Annotated in this window: 14 protein-coding genes; 8 read left to right on the top strand and 6 right to left on the bottom strand. The window is 53.5% G+C overall.

The window, feature by feature from the left end; translation table 11 throughout:
• Window positions 1-45: 45 nt before the first annotated feature.
• Window positions 46-780 carry a copper amine oxidase N-terminal domain-containing protein gene (locus tag AC0LWT_RS32055; RefSeq protein WP_474685353.1) on the bottom strand — a complete coding sequence of 245 codons (735 nt, stop codon included), beginning with the start codon at window positions 778-780 and terminating at the stop codon, window positions 46-48.
• A gap of 711 nt (window positions 781-1,491) precedes the next feature.
• Between AC0LWT_RS32055 and AC0LWT_RS32050 the strand changes: the two genes are divergently transcribed.
• From AC0LWT_RS32050 to acpS, 4 genes are all read left to right on the top strand, one after another.
• Window positions 1,492-2,193, top strand: coding sequence for a GntR family transcriptional regulator (locus tag AC0LWT_RS32050; protein WP_474685352.1), 702 nt, complete (start codon window positions 1,492-1,494; stop codon window positions 2,191-2,193).
• 22 nt (window positions 2,194-2,215) lie between these two features.
• Window positions 2,216-3,298 (top strand): mannonate dehydratase, encoded by a 1,083-nt coding sequence (uxuA, locus tag AC0LWT_RS32045; RefSeq protein ID WP_474685351.1) that lies wholly within the window; start codon window positions 2,216-2,218, stop codon window positions 3,296-3,298.
• Entirely contained in the window at window positions 3,295-4,143 is an 849-nt protein-coding gene (locus tag AC0LWT_RS32040; RefSeq protein ID WP_474685350.1) for an SDR family oxidoreductase, read from the top strand. Before uxuA ends, AC0LWT_RS32040 begins: the two co-directional genes overlap by 4 nt.
• Window positions 4,144-4,231: 88 nt before the next feature.
• Window positions 4,232-4,642, top strand: a complete 411-nt coding sequence (acpS, locus tag AC0LWT_RS32035; RefSeq protein WP_474685349.1) for a holo-ACP synthase — start codon at window positions 4,232-4,234, stop codon at window positions 4,640-4,642.
• Here the strand turns inward: acpS and AC0LWT_RS32030 are convergent.
• Both AC0LWT_RS32030 and AC0LWT_RS32025 read right to left on the bottom strand, forming a co-directional pair.
• Window positions 4,626-5,006, bottom strand: coding sequence for a c-type cytochrome (locus tag AC0LWT_RS32030; protein WP_474685358.1), 381 nt, complete (start codon window positions 5,004-5,006; stop codon window positions 4,626-4,628). The genes acpS and AC0LWT_RS32030 overlap by 17 nt on opposite strands.
• Before the next feature lie 31 nt (window positions 5,007-5,037).
• Entirely contained in the window at window positions 5,038-5,604 is a 567-nt protein-coding gene (locus AC0LWT_RS32025; RefSeq protein WP_474685348.1) for a hypothetical protein, read from the bottom strand.
• 108 nt (window positions 5,605-5,712) lie between these two features.
• On the opposite strand from AC0LWT_RS32025, the gene mutY reads away from it, so the two are divergent.
• Window positions 5,713-6,864 carry an A/G-specific adenine glycosylase gene (gene mutY, locus AC0LWT_RS32020; RefSeq protein WP_474685347.1) on the top strand — a complete coding sequence of 384 codons (1,152 nt, stop codon included), beginning with the start codon at window positions 5,713-5,715 and terminating at the stop codon, window positions 6,862-6,864.
• Here mutY and AC0LWT_RS32015 read toward each other — a convergent pair.
• Complete coding sequence (locus tag AC0LWT_RS32015; RefSeq protein ID WP_474685346.1) at window positions 6,861-7,544, bottom strand: Crp/Fnr family transcriptional regulator; 684 nt, start codon at window positions 7,542-7,544, stop codon at window positions 6,861-6,863. The genes mutY and AC0LWT_RS32015 overlap by 4 nt on opposite strands.
• A 27-nt stretch (window positions 7,545-7,571) precedes the next feature.
• On the bottom strand, window positions 7,572-7,814 hold the full coding sequence (locus AC0LWT_RS32010; protein WP_474685345.1) for a hypothetical protein: 243 nt from the start codon (window positions 7,812-7,814) through the stop codon (window positions 7,572-7,574).
• Between the two features lie 302 nt (window positions 7,815-8,116).
• On the opposite strand from AC0LWT_RS32010, the gene AC0LWT_RS32005 reads away from it, so the two are divergent.
• Window positions 8,117-8,515 (top strand): CGNR zinc finger domain-containing protein, encoded by a 399-nt coding sequence (locus AC0LWT_RS32005; RefSeq protein ID WP_474685344.1) that lies wholly within the window; start codon window positions 8,117-8,119, stop codon window positions 8,513-8,515.
• 1,042 nt (window positions 8,516-9,557) lie between these two features.
• Here the strand turns inward: AC0LWT_RS32005 and AC0LWT_RS32000 are convergent.
• The gene (locus AC0LWT_RS32000) at window positions 9,558-10,172 is read right to left on the bottom strand and encodes a superoxide dismutase (RefSeq protein ID WP_474685343.1); all 615 of its coding nucleotides are present in this window, start codon (window positions 10,170-10,172) and stop codon (window positions 9,558-9,560) included.
• A 413-nt stretch (window positions 10,173-10,585) separates the two neighbouring features.
• On the opposite strand from AC0LWT_RS32000, the gene AC0LWT_RS31995 reads away from it, so the two are divergent.
• On the top strand, window positions 10,586-12,400 hold the full coding sequence (locus AC0LWT_RS31995; protein WP_474685342.1) for a sensor histidine kinase: 1,815 nt from the start codon (window positions 10,586-10,588) through the stop codon (window positions 12,398-12,400).
• The gene (locus AC0LWT_RS31990) at window positions 12,394-13,491 is read left to right on the top strand and encodes a response regulator transcription factor (protein ID WP_474685341.1); all 1,098 of its coding nucleotides are present in this window, start codon (window positions 12,394-12,396) and stop codon (window positions 13,489-13,491) included. The genes AC0LWT_RS31995 and AC0LWT_RS31990 overlap by 7 nt, the downstream gene beginning before the upstream one ends.
• Window positions 13,492-13,645 lie beyond the last annotated feature (154 nt).

The raw sequence follows: 13,645 nt of genomic DNA, 5'->3' as shown, positions 1-13,645 counted from the left end.
TAAGCACACGGGATAAGGCCGTTTTTCCGTTTTTTTCACGCGCTATCATCCGTTTCTATCGTTTACCTCTACTATACCAAAATCTACTAACCTGACAACATTGGAATTGCCCCTCGTCAAAAAATACAAGTTTCCTGAATTATCCGATGACATGACGGTTCCATAAACGGAGGCGCTCCAATAGCTACTGCTTATGTAATATCCTGGAATATCGGTCTTTTCGGCAATGCTCAGATTATCGACCGTGGGCTTTTCCAGCTTGATGAGGCTAGGAACGGCGGGTGAGGGCTGCGGCGGCTTCGTTTCCGTTTGCTTGCTTGTCATAGAAATCGCCTGGGTGTTCGCGTCATACGTTACGTTCATATCCATGTTCTCTGCAATGAAGCGAAGGGGGACTATAGTCGTATTGTTCACGATCAAAGCGGGCTGGTCGAGGCCTATCTCTTTTCCATTGACCGCGGCTGTCGGCTTATCTATGGTCAGCGAGATCGTTTTCTTTTCGGCTGTCAAGGTAACAGTCCTTGTAAGGTCATCCCAAGTGACACTGCTGCCAAATGCTTCGCCTACAAAACGCAGAGGAACCATCGTGGTGCTATTGATAAGAACAGGCGCTGTCTGCAGTTCCACGGTTTGGCTGTTCATGACCGCATGGGGGTCGTTCAGTTTGAGCGTAATCACGTGCCGGCTCGCATGCGAAGGTTCCGCAGCCTGGGCATTCGCCACTGAGAGTGAAAGCAGTGCTGAGCATGTAAGCAGTAAAAAGCAAGATTTTCGTCGCATCGTCAAAATAACTCCTTTTTTTGTTAGAGGCGGCCGAGGAGGCCTGAATTTTGGGTGCCAGCATTCGTGAACGGTCCCGGCAGCCCGCAAAAACCTGCGAAAACTCCCATGACGTCGTGAACCTCACCCACAGAATGAAAATATAGTCAGGCCTACTGTGTTCTATTTTCGTATAAAGTGCAGGCAGCCCAAAAATCCCCGCGTCAGGGGCTATAACCACAATCTGCCTGGCTGCTCGAAGAAAACCTGCAAAAATACATGAATTTGTGGCATTGAACGCTTGTCACGAACAATTCCTGCAAAAGTGCAGGTTTTTTAGCGGGGACATGGGCTCAGGCTCACTTTCAGCGAAAATTCCTGCACTTTTGCAGGTTTTTCGCCAAAATAAGCCAATTATGGAGAAAAAACCTGCACTTTCGCAGGTTTTTCGGTAGCGTCAAGCACATGTGCTGGCTCCTGACGTGCGATTTTCCAACAGCCTGACTTTTAGGAGTGTCTGCTCGTTACTAATGACTTGCCGGTGCCGGCAGGCGAGAGTTTCTCGACAGTCTCTTTTTTTGCAGTTGATGCGGGCAATAGAAGCAGCATGTAATTTTCGACAAAATCGTAGTATTTTCCTACATTCTCCAGCTTAGGGGTGATTAAAAAAAGTAAATATTGATTTGTATACAAGAACACAAGTATACTTAAATAAAACAGTGAGGTGGTCATATGACATTTTTGTCGCCGTTGCCGCCGCAGCAGCGCAAATCGCTCGGGGACCAGGTTTACGAGTCCATCCGGGAAAGCATCGTTTCCCTGCGGTTGGAGCCGGGGAGCATGATTTACGAGAATGAGCTTTCGGAGACGCTGCATGTAAGCCGCACGCCGATCAGAGAGGCCATTCGGCTGCTCGTGAGCGAGCAACTGCTGGAGGTGCTTCCGCAGAGGGGGACGCGCATTGCCCACATCTCCAAGCGCAAAGTGGGCGAGGCCCGTTTTATCCGCGAGCATCTGGAGCTCGGGGCTTTTCGTCTTGCTGCTACAATGTGGGACCCGCAGGAGCACCAACGTACGAAGAATACGCTGCTGGACCTGATCGGGAGGCAGCAAGCTGCGGGGAAAGAAGGCAGCATCGAGCTGTTTCTTCAGCTGGACGAAGAGTTCCACCGCGTAATTCTGGAAGTGACGGGCAATGCCACGCTGCTTCAGGTGATCAATCATATGCGCGGGCATCTGAACAGGCTGAGGTTTTTGGCGCTCAAGCAGTTCCATTACCTGGATAAGGTGATTGAGGAGCACAAAGGGCTGCTTGCGGCGATTGAGCAGGGGGATGAGGCGCTGACGGCCGCCAGGCTGGAGGCTCATATCAGCAAGCTGGATGTGGAGCTTCCGGAGCTTCATGCGATCTATCCGCAATATTTTACCGATTAAAGGGAGATGGAGGGACCAGAGGATGAGGATGGTATTCAGATGGTACGGGGAAGGCAACGACACGGTATCGCTAAAGCAGATCAAGCAAATTCCGGGCGTTGAGGGCATTGTTTGGGCACTGCATGACGTGCCGGCGGGCGAAGAGTGGCCGATGGACAAAATTCTCGCCTACAAGCAGCTGGCGGACCCTTACGGCCTGCACCTGGAGGTAGTCGAGAGCGTCAACGTGCATGAAGACATCAAGCTGGGGCTGCCGAGCAGAGACCGGTATATCGAGAATTACAAAAAAACGATCGAAAAGCTGGCGAAAGTTGGCGTGAAAACGATTTGCTACAATTTCATGCCTGTTTTTGATTGGCTGCGCACCGATTTGTTCAAGGAGATGGAGGACGGCTCCACGGCGCTTTTTTATGAAAAAGCCAAAGTCGAACGGATGGACGACCCGAGCGAACTGGTCCGGATCATCGCCGACAATCCCGATTTCACGATGCCGGGCTGGGAGCCGGAAAGGCTCAGCAAGCTTGCTCCGCTTTTGGAAGCGTATAAAAATGTGACGGAAGAGGATCTGTGGAGCAACCTGCAATATTTCCTGGAGCAGATTATCCCTTTTGCGGAGCAGCATGATATCCGCATGGCGATTCATCCGGACGATCCGCCGTGGTCGATTTTCGGATTGCCGAGAATTATGACGAGCCAGACGAACATCAGGCGCCTGCTCAAGCTCGTAGACAGCCCGTACAACGGCGTTACATTGTGCAGCGGTTCGCTCGGGGCCAATCCCGATAACGATATTGAGGCGATGGTACGGGAGTTTGCCGATCGTATCCCGTTTGCGCATATCCGCAATGTAAAGGTGTACGAAAACGGCGATTTTATCGAAACTTCTCATCGGACGAGCGACGGTACCGTAGATATTGCGGGTATCGTCAAAGCGTATCATGACAACAACTTTACCGGGTACGCAAGGCCGGATCACGGAAGGCATATTTGGGACGAGGAATGCCGGCCGGGGTACGGGCTTTACGACCGGGCTCTGGGCATTATGTATTTGTGGGGCGTGTGGGATTCGCTGGAACGCATGAAAAAGCGGGAGGTCGTCAAATGATACCCATTCATGAAAATTTAAAAGGCAAAGTCGCTGTCGTAACCGGGGGCAGCGGGGTGCTGTGCGCGGCTATGGCCAAAGAGCTTGGACGGCAGGGCGTCAAAGTCGCGATTCTCAACCGCACAGCCGAAAAAGGCGAAGCCGTCGCCGAAGCGATCCGGCAGGCGGGGGGCGAAGCGATCGCGGTCGCTTGCAATGTGCTGGATGCCGAGAGCATGAAGCAGGCGGCAGCCGAAATCGCGGGCAAGCTCGGCGACTGCGACATTCTCATTAACGGAGCGGGCGGGAACCACCCGAAGGGGAGCACGACGAACGAAACGTTTAAGCCGGAGGATTTGCTGAATAAGGAGATCACGACTTTTTTCGACTTGAGCGAAGAAGGGTTCGGATTTGTGTTCAACCTGAATTTTCTAGGAACGCTTATACCTACGCAAGTTTTCGCCAAACAAATGATCAACAAACCCGGAGCCGTCGTGATCAACATGTCGTCCATGAGCGCTCCGAGCCCGATGACCAAAGTGCCCGCCTACAGCGCGGCCAAAGCGGCCATCGACAACTTTACGCAGTGGATGGCCGTGCATATGGCCGATGTCGGCATCCGGGTCAACGCGCTTGCGCCGGGATTTTTCCTGACGGAGCAGAACCGGAAGCTGCTGACGAACGAGGACGGCTCCTTGACGGAAAGATCGCACAAAATCATTACGCACACGCCGATGCGAAGGTTCGGCAAGCCGGAAGATCTGCTGGGCACTTTGCTTTGGCTGGTCGATGACAGCACGGCGGGCTTCGTTACCGGCATCACGGTTCCGGTAGACGGCGGGTTCATGGCCTACTCGGGCGTGTAAAATGCCGGGACAATCTTGACCTGCACCATGGAATCATGTACGCTGAACAGCAAAGCGATATCGGAATCGATACGGAGGGCTGCAGTCCATGATTATTGGGGTTGGAATGGATATGGTTGAAATTTCCAGGCTGCGCAAAATTCTCGAAAGCTCAGTGGGGGACCGCTTCCTGGAGCGGATTTTGACGCCGCGGGAGAGAGAGCTTGCCCGGCAGCGGCGCGGGCGTCTCGCGGAATTTGCGGCAGGGCGGTTCGCCGCGAAGGAAGCGGTCGTGAAAGCGGTCGGCTGCGGCATCGGCAAGCAGATCGGCTTTCAGGATGTGGAGGTGCTGCCGGATGCGCTCGGCAAGCCGGAATGCGCCGTCGCGGCAGCTGCGCTGGAGCGGGCATGCATAAGCGGCAGCCCACGCATCCATATCAGCATTACGCATACGGAGACGATGGCTGCCGCTTATGTCATCGTGGAACAATTGCAAGCAGGCGTTACTTCTTCGAGCTGAGCCAATCCGCAAGCTGTCCGATTTCGTCATCGGACAGCTTTTCTTTGTAGGCCGGCATGCCGCCGCCGCCGTTCTTGATCTTGTTGGCGATCTGCTCTTTGCTCATCGAGCCGCCGACCTTTTGCAGGTTCGTTCTGGGTCCGACCTTGCCTGCGAGATCGACGCCGTGGCAGCTGATGCACTTGTTCGTTGTAAACATCTCCTGCGCCTTGACGAACGCCTCATTGCTTTCCGTGCCTGCGGTAGGAGCGGGTGCGGCCGATCCGGCCGGGGAGCCGGACTTGCCGCCGCCGCACGCGGCAAGGCTAATGACCAGCAGCCCCATCAGCAGGGCGCCGCCGCTTTTTAACCACTTTTGCTTCATCACTTCACTCGAACCTCCATCCCTCAAAATACTATTTGGCCCACACGCGCAGCATGTAGCCGCCGGCCAGCAGACTGATGCCGCCCATCCCTTCGAGGATGATGCCGGAATAGCCCAAATACCATACGCCCATAATGGCGGATAAGGCGAACAGCCACAGCCCCAGGTAGACCAGCGGTCTGCCCAGCACCAGCCCGAATTGCACGAAGCCGACGGCCAGCAGGAACGAGCGCAGCACGGGCGCGAATAACGGCCCTACGGCGCCGATCGCTTCCAGCAGTGCGACCGCCGCGATCAGCAGCGCTCCAGGCAGCAGCAGAAGCAGCGGATTGCCTATGCGATCCGCGTCCTGCGATGCGGGATCCGCGGCGCCTTTTTCCCTGCGCATCCCTCCGATCTGAATCAAACTTGCGACAACCGCCGTAATCAAACCGGCCAGCTTGAGCCAGTCAAAATCCCGCCAAATGATCATAAAATCGACTGTGGCGCTGAAAATCCATTCGGCTCCCCAAATAAAGAGCAGCGGAATAAGCGGCTTTGCTCCGGCCAGCCAAGCTTTCCTTTTATTTGCCAAATCCGATTGCTTTGCGTTCTGCATACTTTCACCTCTGGTTTTCTCTTGCACACTTCTCTTATAATGAAGTCATGTCCATTGTTCCATTATAACTTGATCCGGTCCGATAGAGAAGGAGAGCAAGAAGAGCTTATGTACAGTGAAGAGCAAAAGCATTATTTTTCAACCGGTCTGCTGGACTGGTACCGTGCGAACAAACGGGATTTGCCGTGGAGAAGAAGCAAAAATCCTTACCATATATGGATTTCGGAAGTGATGCTGCAGCAGACGAGAGTGGATACGGTAATCCCGTACTTTCACCGTTTTACCGAGCAATTTCCGACTGTGGAGGCGCTGGCGAACGCTCCCGAAGAGGACGTGCTGAAAGCGTGGGAAGGCCTCGGGTACTATTCCCGCGCACGCAATTTGCAGAGCGCCGTCAGGGAAGTCCACGAAAGATACGGGGGAATCGTGCCCCAGGAAAAGGAAGAAATTTCCTCGTTAAAAGGGGTCGGTCCCTACACCTCCGGGGCGATCCTGAGCATCGCTTATAACAAGCCCGAGCCCGCTGTGGACGGCAATGTGATGCGGGTGCTGTCGCGATATTTTCTCATCGAAGAAGATATTATGAAGCCTGCGACTCGCGTAAAAATGGAGCATTTGGCGCGGGAGCTCATTTTGGAAGGAACGGCTAGCGATTTCAATCAGGCACTGATGGAGCTCGGTGCGATGGTGTGTACGCCGCGTTCGCCGCACTGCCTGACGTGTCCGGTAATGGCGCACTGCCGCGCGCGCGAAGAAGGGATGGAAGAATCGCTGCCCATTAAAAAGAAAGCGAAACCGCCCCGTCCCGAGCTGCGGGCCGTAGCTTTGGTTGAAGGCACCGGCGAGAACGAAGGCAAATGGCTGATCAGGCAGCGCCCGCAGGAAGGCTTGCTGGCCCGCATGTGGGAGCTGCCGCATATCGAGCTGAAAGCGGCCTCGTGGAGTTCGGATGCCGAGACGATGAACGAGCTTCGGGAGACGCTTGCGGAGCAAGAGCAGATCGTAATAAGTCCTTTGGAATGGTTGGCGGATACGAATCACACATTCAGCCACATTTTTTGGGACATGAAGGTGTATCGGGCCAAATTGGGCGAGATGGGCCGCCAGAGGGATGGGGGAGAATGGATTCCGTTCCATTATCGCTGGGTAGGTGCGGATGAGCTGCAGCAGTATGCGTTTCCTAATGTTTTTCTGCGGATTATGAAAGCTTGGCAGAAGCAGTCACGACAAACGAATCGCAGTGTTCCCGAAATCCGTTAACGGATTTCCCGCCGGATTGCTTCCACATTTTTGAGCGTGATCTTTTTCTTATCGATTTCGATCGACCCTTCGTCCAGAAGCTCTTGCAAAACCTTTGTGACCGATTCCCTAACGGTGCCGACCATGTTGGCCAATTGTTGATGGGTGAGCTTCACATCGATCAGAAGCCCGTCTTTCGTCGGAGTTCCGTGTTCTTCGGACAGGCGGACGATCGTTTTCATAATGCGCGAGCGGACGCCGAGAAAAGTAAGATCGTAAATTTGCTCGTTCGCTTTGCGCAGCCGTTCCATCGTCGTCTCCAAGAGCTTCAAGCACAGCTTGGGGCTCTTTTCCAAGTATTGCGCAAATACCGAGCGTTTGAGGGTGTACATGACGCAGGCATCCAAAGTTTCGGCGGTAGCGGAACGGGTGAGACCTTCTTGAATCAATGCCATTTCTCCAAAGAAGTCGCCTTCGCGGAACAGGGCAAGAATGATCTCTTTGGCATCGTCCAACCGGTAAATTTTGACGACACCCGTCTTGATTAAATACATTTCCTCCCCGATTTCGCCTTCCAGGAAAAGGATTCTGCCTTTCTTCACTTTCTTTTCTGTAAAAAGAGGGGCGAGACCAAAGAGCTCTTCTTCAGACAGCTCTTGAAAGAGGGGGACATTTTGAAGAAGCTGAACAATCGTTTTCAACAGGCGCTCATCTCATTTCGGTCATAATCAAACGACCAGCTGTTCTCCGATTTCTTCAATCATTATGTTCAGCGTACGCGACAAATCGACTTCGTAAGGGTCTCTCAGTTCTTGTCCGGATGCGCTTCTTAGTATACGTACGACAGGCCGCTGCATACTGTGGGTGTTCAACCGGGAGACGCTCAGACCCAAAGGGTAGATCGCGACGTTGCTGCGGAACAGCTTGACCATATCTATATCGTACAGCTTTCCGGCGTTCGCGTAAAGCACTTCGAGAGCATCGTGGGGAGGAAGGGCCTTGCGGCAGGACCTGGCGTGGATCATGGCGTCGTAGGAGTCCGGCAGTGTTCCGGCAGTATATTCGCTATGACCGGATGAACGTCACTCTAGCAATTACGCATCGACTTTCATTTGTAATCTCAAGTTTTCATTAGTCAACACTTTTAGCATAGGTACAAATAAACTTACATTGACCAAAGCAGCTATCAGGAAGAAGGTCTGTACTCCGAACCACTGTGTAACAAGTGCAACGGTATTTCTTTCTCAATGACAACGAGCCGGAACTCGTCCGAATGTTTCTCCAAAATGTGATCCGTCTCCGGGTTATGGTTTACAACATTTTTTGGGCGTTGACTCAAGGTCAGTCTCCTGGGCAAGAAGATTTAGGGGTTTTAAACGATTATGTCAAAGATTGTTATGGTCATCTAACGATCGCTGATTCGACAAAAGGATTTGTGTGGCAGTGGGTGAAGGAGCGAACGGTTGGCGATTGCCTGTGGCCTATCGTACGTTCCGCAGCGGAATTGCTTACTTCCGAGCTATTGTCTCGTGTCCGCTTATGCCCCGGGGAGCATTGTGGCTGGTTGTTTTTGGATACGACCAAAAATCGGAGCAGGAAATGGTGCGATATGAAGGATTGCGGTAATGTGGTAAAAGCGCGAAATTATCGAAAACGGCAAAACTCCGAATAAAGCGGCTAGATGAGCTTGCAAGGGAGAATTCCTGCAAAAATGCAGGTTTTCCGGCGTCTGCACGGGTGCTGGCTCATTTTGAAGGGAAATTCCTGCACAATTGCAGGCTTTTCCCCGAACCGGGCTGCTTCCGTGGAAAAAGCCTGTACTAATGCAGGCTTTTCGGTTGCCAAACCGCTAGATGAACGGCTGCGCCGACCTGACGGCGGCAACCAGTCCAACCGTCCGCAGAAAGCCTGCGAAAGTGCAGTTTTTTGCTCGTAGATGAGCTTGCAAGGCAGAATTCCTGCAATTGTACAGGCATTTCGCCTCGAACAAGGGCTCAGATTCAATTTCATCGAAAATTCCTGCACAATTGCAGGCTTTTCCCCGAACCGGGCCGCTTCCGCGGAAAAAGCCTGTACTAATGCAGGCTTTTCGGTTGCCAAGCCGCTAGACGAACGGCTGCGCCGACCCTGCGGTGGCAATCAATCCAACCCATGCGCAAAAAGCCTGCGAAAGTGCAGGCTTTTTGCCCGTAGATGAGCTTGCAAGGCAGAATTCCTGCAAAAATACAGGTTTTCCGTCGGCTACTCGGTCGAAAGCTCATTTTGAGGGGAAAAGCCTGCACAATTGCAGGCTTTTCCCCGAACCGGGCTGCTTTCGCGGAAATTCCTGCACAATTGCAGGCTTTTCCCCGAACCGGGCTGCTTTCGCGGAAATTCCTGCACAATTGCAGGTTTTCCCTGAACCGGGCTGCTTTCGCGGAAAAAACCTGCACAATTGCAGGCTTTTCCCCAACCCGAACCGCTTTCGCTGAAAAAGCCTGCACAAACGCAGGCTTTTCGGCTTGCCAAGACGCTCCACAGCCAACTGCACCGCCGTGGGGCGACTTTTATCACGCAAAAGGAGGCGCGGAATTTGTACGTGCCGCCGCGGACTTTCCGGGCGGTTCGCTCGCGCAGCGAAGCCCCAAAATAAAGAACCTTCAACCCCACTGCGACAGTGGTGTTGAAGGTTCTTTCATAGCCGTTGCCCCGAAGGGGGAAGCGGCTGACGTTCATTACTTCGCTGCTGCTTCGTAACGTTTGCCAACTTCAGCCCAGTTCACAACGTTCCAGAACGCTGCGATGTAGTCAGGGCGTTTGTTTTGGTATTTCAGGTAGTAAGCATGTTCCCATACGTCCAGGCCGAGGATCGGAGTTTCGCCTTCGAAGATCGGGCTGTCTTGGTTAGGCAAGCTGTACACTTTCAGTTTGCCGTCTTTGCCTACTGCGAGGAAAGCCCAGCCGGAACCGAAACGAGTTGTAGCCGCTGCCGCGAAAGTTTCTTTGAACTTGTCGAAACCGCCAAGCTCGCTCTCGATAGCTGCTGCCAGTGCGCCTGTTGGAGCTCCGCCGGCGTTAGGGCCGATCGTTTCCCAGAACAGGGAGTGGTTGGCATGGCCGCCACCGTTGTTGCGAACGGCAGTGCGGATATCTTCCGGTACGCTGTTCAGGTCGGCGATCAGGTCGTTCAGGGATTTGTCATGAAGCGCAGGGTGTTTGTCCAAAGCTGCGTTCAGGTTCGTTACATATGCATTATGGTGACGTCCGTGGTGGATTTCCATAGTCGTCGCATCGATGTGAGGCTCCAGTGCGTTGGTTGCGTATGGTAATGCTGGTAATTGATGTGCCATTTTCAAAATACCTCCTAAATAATATGTAATTTCAACACTTTCATTATGACCCATTTTGTATAATAAATCAACATTTATGTTTACTAAGTCAGCCCGCCGAGGCGTTCGATTTTGCTCAGTGGCGAAACTGGTCCATTCACCTCCTGATTGTCCGGATATCCCCGGGAGACTGCGGGCGGAGTTGCCGCCGGTGCCGCATTACTCCGTCATTCTTCTGAGTTTTACCGCCGGACTCCTAGATTAAATTCCGAAACTTTCCGCTTTTTTATGCGTCTGTCCGGCCAAAATTTCCATTATGCCGCCCGGCGCGTTCAAATAATCTTAAAATTAACTTCATATTAACTTCATATTCTCATAATAAATCGTGCCAATAATGAATGGCGATGCAGTTTCAAGCATGGAGGCGAAAAAGCGTGCGATTGTGGCTTCGATTAATTACAGGAATCAACAGCAGCTTCCAGGTCAAGCTGATCGTGAATCTTGCCTGTATTATTTTGCTCGCTTTCGGCATTACCGGATACCTCACATACCGGAACAATCTCGACTTGTTCGAGCAAGAGATCAGCAAGCAATTCTCCAAGACGAATGAAGAAGCGCTCGCCAAGCTGGAACTCAAGGTGCAGGAAATCAACCGCATTTCGCAAACGATCGTCTTCAACCCCCAGATTGAAAAAATGATCGGCCGCATTAACGAAAGCAACAATTCGGATACGCCTTCGGACCCTTTTCACATTTATTTCGATAAAAAACAGATCGAAGAGCAGATGCTGCAAATCAAGCTCGACGTTCCGAATATGACCGGGCTTTACTTGTACGACCTGAACGGAAATCCGTCGTATTTCAGCTACACGACTTCGTCGATCAATCATTTGGACGAGAGCCTGTTCCGGACGATCCGTTCCAAAATCAACAACAGCTCCGGCGACATGGTGTGGATGAACATGGCTGTGCCCAGCTCGATCGAGCCGAGCGGCTACCGCAATACGATCATTGTGGCGCGGTTTATGAAAAATAATATGCTGGCGACGTACGGCGTGCTGGTCATGGCGATCGATGAAACGTTTTTTTCGAGCTCGCTCAAGGAAATTACGAAAGACGGCCTGGGGCAAGTGTATTTGTTCAATCAGATGCAGGAGCTGCTTTACACGAATACGACGCCGGATACGCGTAAAGATTTGCGGGTGATGAACGGCCTTGAGGAGACCAAGGTGCTCGACAATCATCTGTACGTCCAGAACGCTTCCAAAACGATCTCCTTCAAGCTGGTCAGCGGCACTTCTCTGACCGAGATACGCGCCAAGAACCGCGAGCAGTTGGAGCGGATTCTGGTGTCCGGGCTGATCATCGCGCTGGTAACGAGCGTGCTCATTATGCTGTCGACCGGCAAGCTGCTGCGGCCGCTCACGGATTTGCTGCAAGGGCTACGCAAAGTGCGCTCGGGGGATTTTGATACGCGGATCGAGGTTCGGACGAAGGACGAGCTTGCTTTTATCGGCGACAGCTTCAACGCGATGACCGAGCAGGTGGGACGGCTGATCAAAGAGGTGTACCTGACGCAGCTTAGCGAGAGGGAGGCGGAGCTTAAAGCGCTGCAGGCGCAGCTGAATCCCCATTTTTTGCACAATATGTTCAACGAAATTTACTGGAAGCTGTACCTTCGCAACGAGGAGGAGACCGCCGGATTAATTGCCGCGATTTCGGATATGCTCAAATATTCACTGATGCCCGTGCAGACGTTGACGACGGTTGGCGAAGAACTGCAGCAAATCCGGAATTATGTGAAAATCCAGCAGGAGCTGTTCGAGACCGATCTGGAAACGAGGATCGAGGCGGACGACGACGTGTTGGGCTGTGAAATGATGCGATCTATTTTGCAGCCGTTAGTAGAGAATGTGTTCATGCACGCTTTCCGCAACAAAGTGTCCGAGAAAAAGCTGACGATCCGGGCCAGGCGCAAACAAGAAACGCTGGAAATTGTCGTGGAGGACAACGGCTGCGGGATGGAAGCAGAGGCGGTTGTCAGGCTGCTGGATTTTGACGGCTCTGCGCTACCCCAGCGCAAGGACGGACGGGAAAGCCTCGGGGTGCGCAGCGTGGTGCGAAGAATTGCACTGCTGCATGGCACTCCTTATCGGCTAGAAATTCAAAGCACGGCAGGCGAGGGGACCGGGATGCGCCTGATTTTGCCGTATAACTCCGTTGGAAAGGATGAGCCCAGAGCATGCTGACGAGCGGGAATGTAATTATTGTGGAGGACCAGCCTAATTTTCGCAAAGGATTGGTTAAAATGCTGGAAAGCCAGGAGCTCGGCTGGAAAGTGGTCGGGGAAGCCGGCAACGGGCAGGACGCGCTGGCATTGGTTCATCGGGTCAAGCCGGATCTCGTGCTGACGGATATCCGCATGCCGGTTATGGACGGGATGGAATTTACGGGACATCTTCGGGAGAGCTATCCGGATATGATGGTGATCGTCATTACCGCGTACAGGCATTTTGAGTATGCGCAGGCGGCTGTGCGGCACGGGGCGCTTGACCTGCTGGTCAAGCCGTGCACGGAGGAGGATATCCGCAGCGTGCTGGGCAAGGCGTCGAGGCATATTCAGGCGCGGGAGAGCCAGAGGCTGACCAGGTTGTCCGGCTCCAATCAGCCTGTGGCGGAAGGGCAGCTGGCGCTGAATCAGGCGGGGATCAAGGAGTTGGAATTGCAGCTGATGTCCGGCATTTTGCAAGGACAAGCGGGGTATGTGCAGCAGCAGCTGCGCAAAATGGTCGGCGAGCTGCGGCAGCTGTCGCCGGACGAGGCGGCGCTCCGGGCGTTGACGCTGTCGGCGGCGCTGCACGGCACGGTCCGCAAGCAGTTCCCCGACCTGGACGACGGTTCGCTGGCGGCCGCGGCACGGAACATGCCGGCAGCGAACGGAACGGCAGGGGACATCGTCGGTTGGGCCGGCGAACAAGCCGAGAGCTTTATCCGGTTGTTGGAACAGTGGCAGTCGTCCAAAAGCGATACGGCCATCGAGAAGGCGCTCAAGTACATTGAGGAGCACTATGACAAGGCGTGCCGCTTGACCGATGTGGCGGACCGCGTAAACCTGAATCCGAGCTATTTCAGCGTCATGTTCAAAAAGGCCGTCGGTGACAGCTTCACGAATTATGTGAACCGCGTGCGGATGGACAAAGCCGCTGTGCTGCTGCGGAGCACGGATTTGAAAATTTTCGAGATCGCCTGCGCAGTTGGCTTCGACGAGCCGAATTATTTTACGAATGTGTTCAAGCAGCAGTACCGCATGTCGCCCAAAGAATACCGGAGGATGCCGTAGCGGGTACCGGAAGGCTTGTCGTAGGGTGCCGGACGCATGGCTAGGGGTCCCTGGGCGGTGTCGTAGGGGCTCCGTCCGGCGTGCCGGCCGTGTGTGTCGACATGCCGGACGGCGCGATCTGGAACCGTCTGTCCGGTGCAGGAAAGGAGTGAGC

The organism is Paenibacillus sp. sgz302164 (assembly GCF_056120505.1).
The sequence above is the reverse complement of the archived record's forward strand: the minus strand, read 5'-3'. Positions and strand labels throughout refer to the sequence as shown.